This window comes from Caballeronia sp. BR00000012568055, assembly GCF_029439455.1.
GTDB lineage: Bacteria > Pseudomonadota > Gammaproteobacteria > Burkholderiales > Burkholderiaceae > Caballeronia.
The window spans coordinates 1,241-1,601 of the sequence record NZ_JAQFVG010000163.1 but is presented as its reverse complement, the minus strand read 5'-3'; the positions used below and the strand labels follow the sequence as shown (position 1 = coordinate 1,601).

Sequence of the window (361 nt, the reverse complement as noted above, 5' to 3'; positions counted from 1 at the left end):
AACCGAGCAATAAGCGTTAAGAGTGAATGCACATTGCAGGCAGGCGATCATCAACTCGGCATTGCAACATATCCTGGCGAAAAAACGAGCGGCGCTTCAGATTATCAGGATAATCTGAAATTTTTTAGGAAGGCTTCGTTCGTTGAATCGCGCTTCGCTACAGCGATCTCGCTGGGTTGTCTATCTTGGCGATTGAAATGACTCCGCGGCCTTCCACAACAGGCCTCCGAGTGACGCGGCAACAACAATCCAATAGCCAGCCAAGACGGGAATGGGCACAACAAGGACCGCGAAAAACGTTCCGGTAAGCAGCAATAATCCGTGCCCGGCTAGATGAAACGAGAGCGGACTCACGTAGCCC

General features: G+C 51.5%; 1 protein-coding gene and 1 pseudogene. One reads left to right on the top strand and one right to left on the bottom strand.

Annotated elements, in window-relative coordinates; genetic code table 11:
* Positions 1–201: hypothetical protein (locus P7F28_RS09275; protein WP_277184214.1), on the top strand; the 201-nt coding region annotated here is incomplete at its 5' end.
* Here the strand turns inward: P7F28_RS09275 and P7F28_RS09270 are convergent.
* Positions 181–361: pseudogene (locus tag P7F28_RS09270) on the bottom strand (hypothetical protein); the annotation flags it as partial. The gene P7F28_RS09275 and the pseudogene P7F28_RS09270 sit on opposite strands and share 21 nt — an antisense overlap.